This window comes from Halorhodospira abdelmalekii, from assembly GCF_016583625.1.
Lineage (GTDB): Bacteria > Pseudomonadota > Gammaproteobacteria > Nitrococcales > Halorhodospiraceae > Halorhodospira > Halorhodospira abdelmalekii.
On sequence record NZ_NRRN01000082.1, the window covers coordinates 1 to 6,543 of the forward strand.

Below are 6,543 nucleotides of genomic sequence, written 5' to 3' on the forward strand. Positions count from 1 at the left end.
GCCGCTCCTGAATCCGAGAGCCGAGGTCACCGACACCGAAGGCGGCGAGCTCGCTGCGCTCCATCAGGGTAACTACGCGGCAGGCGCCCCACTGCGCGATGCTTTCGATGTCGTCGTCGAGCTTGCGTTGCCACGGGTGGTGGCGACCGGGGCCGATTTTGCCGGGGCAGAGGGTCATGCCGAGTCGACCGCCGTTGGGCAGGAGCAGGCTATCGACCCGGAGTGGTTCGGTGGTGGTCATAGTGGCATGGAAGGGGGAGGTGGAGGTCTACGCCAGTTCCTGCTAGTGGCGATGGCAGATTTATTCAGTACAGCAGCAGAACCACACCGGATTGAAATGGACCGCCATTCTGCAGACGGTACGACGTTTGCGCGTAGCACCTCTTAGCTGTGGTGATGCCACCGCATTTACGTGGTTCGGGCTTCTGTCCGGCGAGTCAAACTCCTGCATCGCTCAAGCTCCTGAGTATCCAACTTCCGAGCTGCCGGGTGTTCAGTGGATTACCACGGCTGTTCAGTAGGCTAAGGTTGTGCCGCCGAGCCAACTTGCGAAGAGTTGGTTTTGCCGGAACGACACGCGTGCCTGCCTGCATCACCTCGATGCTTCCGTTCTCCAGTTCACGGACAGTGAACCCCTCTACGTTGATTTGCCGCAGAATTTTGAGCGAGCGATGTGGCTTCTCCCTACGGCCAAGTCGCCCGAGCGGCAAACTCAGCCTTCTCCCGTCACGCGCTGAGGACATCAGGTGCAAAGCTTCCTCTATAGGAGCGTTCAGCAGAGTCTCGATCTGCATTTCCTCCGTATTGACCCGGAGAACAATGACTCGATCGACTAATTCCAGTGAGTTCGAGTTGAAGGAAACGTGCCCAGAAAGCCCCATCGTGGCTGTAGTCTTGACGGATATTCGTTCACCTTCACCACTCACAACGTCATAGCCTTCCTGGTTCACCTCGGTTGCCATCTGACCATTGGTGATCAGCGCCGCATACAACTCACCGATGCGACCACAAAGATGCCACAACTCTGTCGGTGGAACTCCCCAGCTTAACTCGCGCTCGAACCATGACATCGCTTCGCCGAGCGATTGGATAAGTTGCATCTGTGTTAGCGCCATCGCATCTTCCTGTGGTGAATTGCACAAGCAATTAAGCTTTTGCCTGAGCCTCTTGATGATGTATGATCGGCCAGGTCTTGATTTCCCCGTTTTTCAGACGGGTCGGCATCCGCGACTTCACTTTCGAGGCCTGCTCACACTTTCACTCGCGTTATGGCCCGCTGAATTGCTCAACCGCCCACGGCGGCCTTTGTCACGAGGCTTCGATGCCGCCAGTTGCCCGACGACACCGCTCGTCAGCTACCAGATCAAACCGACCACTATCTGGGTGGAACCTTCCTCCACTGGTGAACCGCGCCTTCGGGGCGCACTGAATTATCCGGGGTTAATTCACAACTAAATCCTTTTTTCAGATATTTAATTTTCTATTTTAATCTAATTTAGCTTCCGTGATCCCTTGGCAAATAGACAAAGCTGGTGTCAATTTCATCGTGCAACTCAGGGGGGTCTTCACTGTCTTTTTCAAGCACTGGAAATTCGATATTATCGGTATTGATGACGTAATCCCCATATTCTAAGACAGCCGGAGTGTACTCAATCACGAGCGTGCCAATCAGGTCTTCCGGGTCTTCAATGCCAATCAAGTCTGGCGAAGTCACTGCAAGTTGACTGATCCCCCAACATGGATGCTGACGCCGGTAAAGCTTTTCTCTCCCCTCACTGAGAACTTCGTCAAAGACGTCGATGATAACATCCAAGCTTTCATGGAACCGATCCGAGTTATCAAGATCAGACTCTACGATCAACTCCTTGACCGCCTCGAAGAAAAGATCCCAAAAACCTTGGTGGTCGTCATCTTGTGCCCAAAAGTCGGTTTTTTTGAGCGTCCAAGGGCGAATCAGTACCGGTTCAGTATGAATGTCTGCATGCACTTGATCGACTTTGCTGAGAAAAATCAAAGAGGGGTTCTCTTGATCCTCTTTGTCGTCAATCAGTGTGTAGATTGCGACTCGCTTACCTCCAACCGTCCTGCCTTCAATACTGATTGAATCATCGTTTTGCCGGAGTTCATCATTCATTGAATCAACAAGCATGATATTGAAAATTGTTAAACGTGTTTGATTGGCCTCTGTCATAGTTCCTCCAATTTTAATTTGCGATGGCTAAAGTTTGGCATTCAAAAAAATACCTGTATCCGTGGCCGAGGTCACGAATACAGGTTGCAGGATTTTAATATTTTTGTGACTCAGACATGGAGCATCCTCGACATAAAGAGATAAGTGCTAGAGATAAATAAACAGAATCACAAAAAATGATTCTAAACTCGGCGCATCTTTGCTTTAGAAAAATCCGCCAGTGAGACGCAATTCTAAACATTCCGTGGAAGTTTGCGCCTCGCAATAATTTCTATAATCTTTTATTTACCTGGTGTGTTCGCATCTAAAAATCAAATTTATTTTTCAGTTCTCACGCGTTGCCTTACTAACGCAAAAATGCTTGCTTCAATATCGCACAAGCGCCAATTTGGAAGGTGTTGCCCCTTCAGTTGTACTAGGTTGTTCATGAACAAATTGTAGCCTTTTGAGGTCTGGGCATATCCAAGCCCTTCGCTGATCACAGAGTCTAGCACAGCAAACCTAGAAGGCTCTAGCAAACGTAAATGTTTGCTCGCAAAAGAGACTCCCAACCCTTTTATGGAGATCCCTGGGCAAATAGAATGTTCATAGCTTTTTTGATTTGATGCAGAAGACAGCCAGCATGAAATTAAACCTCCTAGTTGAGGCTGGCTGTAGTTTCCTTTAAGCAAACCCCAAACTCTTGTGCCTCTACCCCACCGGCATACTTCTTCAGAAAACAAAAGAGCGTCTTCTGTTTTTTGTACGTCTAGCTTCGAGAGTTTGTTTTCGAGTTGCTGTGCTTCCTTGTGTTCAATAAGGTTTAGGTAAGCCCCCTTTAGTGCGTTTTCCGTGAATTGTATGTTTACAAAATCAACCACATGAAATTGCCCGTCTGCGTATGACTCATAGTCGTGCACGGTTACAGAAAGTCCATCATAACGAATAAATGGGTATCCATGACTCAGCTCAGCCCCCAACAAGTAGGCATGTTTTTTTAAGTCTATCTCTACTTTTTGGTTTGGTTTTTTCTTGGGCTCGGCAACTGTTGCATTAATGTGGCTTCTGGCTTTTTCAAAACTGCGACCATCAATCCAGGTTGTGTTTTCTAGCATGCGCTTCGCCTTTTTTCATAGTTGCAGTCTTGCTTTCTAACTTTCTTGGATTTTGGTTGTCAATCCCTTCCCCTTTTTTTTGTATTCTGGCCGTAAGTAGCTCACAGTCCAGCGGCTCCCGCTCTGTGGCCGGTTGCAGGGATCATACCGGCCACAGAGCGGGAGCCGCTGGCGGCGGCAGCATCTTGGCGACAACCGCTTGCTTACGCTCTTGTGAGTACCGAGCCATATCTCGCTCCTATCGCCCCGACATATTAAGAATAGGATAACCTACCAAGGCGACTACTAGCCTGACAGTCAGGGTGGGATACCCATTTTTCAAAGAGCACTTCCATTTTACATCAAGCAGTAAACACAAAAAAGAGAGCAAACTCCTCTTTCATTGCTCCCCGTCCTTGTCCCAGCCTAGGGTGTTGCATCTGTGCCGTGTCAGCCCCAAATGGTTCATGCTGTTTCTATATCGAGCACAGTAGATATGAATCTGCCCCGAAGCTTTGGCGAGGCCGTGGGGCCTTGCCGAACCTCCCATTCCGCCAATGTCAGACGACATGTATAGTGTGGGAGGATTTGGGGTAACGTTCGGGCCAGATTGAACACCCTAGTCCCAGCCTAATTGGACCGATTGGGCGAGAGTTTACGCGGGCTTTGCTAATCACTTAAAATAAAAAGACTCCAAAAGTTCGCTATGCTCAATGTCATTGCAGGCAATTTCATCTATGCGTTCTAATATTCTCTTTTTGCTATTTTCTGCAAAGGCGTCTGGGTCTATAGAATTAAGCAAATCAACTGATAGATCATCGTAGTGTTTTATCCATGTTAAAGCTATGGTTGCACATGATTTTGGGTCGTTTTGCCACGGTTCCCATTTTTCCTCTGTTGTGTAAGCGTTCAGACCCCCGCCGGTTGAGGCAGGCGAGGCGCCTCATGTCCAGCACGCCGAGCGGCGATGACATCCCGGATATAGGGCCAAGGGGAGGCTCGGCGCTGACGGCAGGTGTCGATGACGCTGGCTGTGATCGCAAAGACCCGAGAACCGGTCTCCGTGCGCGTGCCTTGGCTGATCAACCGACTGATGACCCAATGGCGTAAAGCTCTCTCCGCCAAGTTGTTGGTCAGCGGGAGCGACGGAATACGCAATACCTGGATGATGGCACCCCAGTCGTTGAGCAGTTCGACCGCGAGCGCCTTCGTTTTCTGATGCGCATGATCCCGGTACTGTTCACACCGCTTCCGGAGCGCTTCAAGCTCCTCTGCGTAGCGGAGCGTCAGGTCTTCTGGTGGACCCTCACGAGCCGCATAGACCGCTTCCATCAGCGTAGTGAGGGTGTCGTCGACCGTCTTTCCGAACTGTCGCCCCCCTGGATCCATGCAGTCGATCAGCCCCTTGGCCTTGCGCTGCAGGTGGGCCCAACACCGAACTCGCCTCAGATAGTGGCGATAGGCTTGCCAGCCATCGCTCATCAACCAGCCCTGATAGCCCCCTAACATGCTTTCGACCAGCTCTTTGCCGCGCCCAGCAATGTAGTACAGCGTCACATGGGAGGAGACCCAAACCCACAGCCACAGCGAACACGACTGCTGTTGTTCCGGCCAGGAAGTCTCATCAGCGTGTATCAGTTCGCTCTCAAGAAGCTCCTCGACAAGTTTCTCTTCGACCGGTCCCAGTGCGGCTCCCGCCTCCTCACTCGTGGCCTGAATCGTTCCCACACTGAGCTCTATACCCAGCATGTCGTGCAGAAATTCTTGGATTCGCGCACGCGAGAGTCGAAACCGCATGTTCAACGAGACGATCAAGGACGCCAGTCCAGGACCAACCAGCCGCCACTCCTTCAGCTGCACACGATCGAACGTCGGCCCAGCGCTGCCCTCGCCAGCCACCGCTCGGGTGCGGTGACCACACGCACAAACCGACTCGTAGTAGCGGTGATCTGTGACCCTCACAGGCAGGCCCGGGCGATCACGATCGTTCCAGTCGACATCGATCACCTGAAAACCCGTATACGCCGACCCACTCGACTCCGGACCTAAGCTGCAGCCACAGCCGGCACAAACATCCGGCCAGTGATCAACCTGCTCATCGGCCATCAGCCTTTGTTGACGACCAAAGCCTGGTGAACCCGGCTGCTTGCCCGCACGACGTCGCGACTCCTTCCCTTGGCCCGAGGCTTCGCGACCATCCGGCTCCTGCTTTGAACGCGAAGCCGGATCCTCTGACTCTTCTGACGGCGCAGCCCCCTGTGCATCCGGATCGCCAAACGGCTCCGCCTCACATTCGTCTGACGGCTCTTTGGCGCCACCACGTTTCCACGGCTCACGGCTGCTCGGAGGTCGGGAGCTGTTCTCGGGCGTCTGATTCAGGCGCTCACGCGCTTCCTTCAAATCGGCTAGCAAACGCAGCGACAGACCCCGCAGCGCCTCTTTGTCCAGAGCTGCCAAGTACTCTTCGTCGAGTTGGCGTAGACTGTGGTCCGTGAGTTTCATGGGCCGATATTCGCAGCGTCGTCAGTCATAGGTCAGCAGTCTTGCATAGACCCGGCGAATAGTGAAGTCCCGGCAGGGGGGGACTGAAGGCTTACCCCCCAAGCACCGTGCAAAATATAGCGCTGGGGCGGATATTACGGATTCAGATTATAGTTAGACACTCAATCAACAAGAGCAAACAGAGTCCATGCTAGAAATTTACGTCAGCACCGATGTTGAAACTGACGGCCCAATACCAGGGCCTCATTCCATGTTGAGTCTTGGCTCTGCCGCTTACACGGCTGACAAAGAATTGATTTCCACTTTCGAGGAAAATTTAGAAACGCTCCCCGAAGCGTCGCCCCATCCTAAAACTGCAGAATGGTGGGCTTCCCAGCCAAAGGCATGGGAAGCATGTAGAAAAAACACCGTTTCCCCAAGCGATGCGATGTGTCGCTACGTCGAATGGCTTAACTCTTTACCGGGGCGCCCAGTTTTTGTCGGATACCCTGCGGGGTTCGACTTTCTGTTTGTGAATTGGTACCTAGTCCGCTTCACAGGAGAAAGTCCGTTTAGTCATTCCGCGCTCGACATTAAAACTTTTGCAATGGCTTTACTCAAAACAGACTACAGAAAAAGTATAAAGCGAAATATGCCTAAGCATTGGTTTGACAAGCTGCCCCACACACACTTGGCACTCGATGACGCTATTGAACAAGGCGCTCTATTCTGCAACATGCTGAGAGAAAATCGCGGAAGCGGCGGTTGCTCATCATCCGAGTAAGCTCTTCTTCGGTC

The 6,543-nt window shown here is 51.8% G+C and carries 6 protein-coding genes; 1 reads left to right on the forward strand and 5 read right to left on the reverse strand.

Annotated features, from left to right (window positions below):
• The 5 genes from CKO15_RS13020 to tnpC form a co-directional block, all read right to left on the reverse strand.
• Positions 1-241: protein-tyrosine phosphatase family protein (locus CKO15_RS13020; protein ID WP_476729765.1), on the reverse strand; the 241-nt coding region annotated here is incomplete at its 3' end.
• A gap of 196 nt (positions 242-437) precedes the next feature.
• Complete coding sequence (locus tag CKO15_RS13025) at positions 438-1,115, reverse strand: DUF6998 domain-containing protein (protein WP_200197072.1); 678 nt, start codon at positions 1,113-1,115, stop codon at positions 438-440.
• 380 nt (positions 1,116-1,495) lie between these two features.
• Complete coding sequence (locus tag CKO15_RS13030; RefSeq protein ID WP_200197074.1) at positions 1,496-2,191, reverse strand: hypothetical protein; 696 nt, start codon at positions 2,189-2,191, stop codon at positions 1,496-1,498.
• A gap of 317 nt (positions 2,192-2,508) precedes the next feature.
• The gene (locus tag CKO15_RS13035) at positions 2,509-3,285 is read right to left on the reverse strand and encodes a hypothetical protein (protein ID WP_200197076.1); all 777 of its coding nucleotides are present in this window, start codon (positions 3,283-3,285) and stop codon (positions 2,509-2,511) included.
• Positions 3,286-4,173: 888 nt separating this feature from the next.
• Entirely contained in the window at positions 4,174-5,766 is a 1,593-nt protein-coding gene (gene tnpC / locus CKO15_RS13040; RefSeq protein WP_200197078.1) for an IS66 family transposase, read from the reverse strand.
• 187 nt (positions 5,767-5,953) lie between these two features.
• Between tnpC and CKO15_RS13045 the strand changes: the two genes are divergently transcribed.
• On the forward strand, positions 5,954-6,529 hold the full coding sequence (locus CKO15_RS13045; RefSeq protein ID WP_200197081.1) for an exonuclease domain-containing protein: 576 nt from the start codon (positions 5,954-5,956) through the stop codon (positions 6,527-6,529).
• Positions 6,530-6,543 lie beyond the last annotated feature (14 nt).